Annotated in this window: 1 protein-coding gene; it reads left to right on the top strand. The window is 35.3% G+C overall.

The annotated features are described in order from the left end of the window. Nucleotides 1–1,119 (top strand): transposase (locus tag WBM70_RS07140; RefSeq protein ID WP_424557812.1); only part of this gene is annotated, 1,119 nt, incomplete at its 5' end. Between the last annotated feature and the right edge of the window lie 436 nt (nt 1,120–1,555).

The raw sequence follows: 1,555 nt of genomic DNA, 5'->3' as shown, positions 1-1,555 counted from the left end.
AAAGTCATCAATTTAGAGCAAAGTCTTTTTCCCAAACTACAAGAATCTATAGGGTCGTTAAGTCCTAAAGAAGAGAAACTGATCAAGATACTAGACTTTGCAGAGATAGAGAAGTTTGTTTCAACTGTACATATCACCAACCCGCCCAAAGACAGAGAAGAGATGGCACGAGCCTTTATAGCAAAACAGGTCTATAACTTACAAACCACAAGAGAATTGATCGACAGATTAACAATCGATAGAACCTTACGACTGTTATGTGGATGGAGACATTGCAATGAAATTCCCAGTGAATCTAAATTCAGCCGTGTCTTTAAAGAGTTCAGTCAACAATCTATTGCAACCAAAGCCCATGATGTTTTTATAGAGAACTATTTAAGTGAGACACTTTTCTTTTACAGCAGTATCGACTCCACAGCTATTGAACTTAGAGAAAAAGCGGTAAAGCAGGAAAAGGAGATCAAGCCTAAACGAAGACAGGGGCGTCCAAAGAAAGGTGAAGAACTCCCACCTAAAAAGCCAACTATACTACAACAGCAAGAGAACATGAATGAAGCAAATGAGATGTTATCTCTCATAAGCACTGAGAGTAATACAAGTATCAAACAGAATTCAAAAGGTAACCGGCACAGATGGACAGGAGGTAAACTTCATCTCTCCGTAGTAGATGGTGATATCCCTATCACCGCTATCTATTCTTCAGCATCAGTGCATGATAGTTCATTGGCATTACCGCTCATCAAACAGAGTAGTCAGAAAGTAAACTATCTGTATGATCTGGCTGATGCAGCCTATGACAACAAAATTATAAAAAGCTATTCTCAGAAACAAAATCACAGACCCATTATTGATATTAATCCAAAGAATTCAAAAAAGCTAAAAGAGAAAATAGCTTTAGCCAAAAGTGAAAAAAAGATATTGCAACCACTTAAACTCTATAATGATTCAGATGATCGACACTACAACCAAAGAACCAGTGTTGAGAGAGTCAATGCTTATTTAAAGGACAGTTATGGATGTAGCAAGATCTATTATCAGGGAGCTCAAAAGGTAGCTGCTGTGTTAGCCTTTGCAGTGTTGTCTGTCTGTATCACACAGTCTTTAAAACTTGTTACTTAGCTTTATCTAAATACTAATGCCAAAAACACCACTTCCTCAAATTTAAACCATAAAGCACGCCCTAAAAATAGGTTTTTTAACAGTTTTTAGCTTTTTAGTTGTAGAAGAATCTCATAATCAATTTTTTTCAATGGTTGATTGCAGACTATTTAAAATAAGCCACTTTGTGATGTTGAATCTGCAAGTGGCTCTATTTTATAAGGTTTCTATATTGAGAAAAAGGTAGTCTATAACATACTGTGAATATTTTTAATTCAGGTATGTTGTTTAAACATCTGCCTATCCTTTTAATAGTGTGTAAAGATAGGATAGTCCAAAATATGATAGAATGAATATAAAATATGATAGTTGTTTGACTCAAGTCTATGGAGGTCCAATATTGCTAAATGAAGTCCAGATCTTATTGTTGTTTCTCAGTATTTTAGTAGATGGTGTT

This window comes from Sulfurovum sp. (assembly GCF_049668085.1).
In the GTDB taxonomy this organism is placed as follows: Bacteria; Campylobacterota; Campylobacteria; order Campylobacterales; family Sulfurovaceae; genus Sulfurovum.
This window is presented reverse-complemented; position numbering and strand designations above follow the sequence as displayed.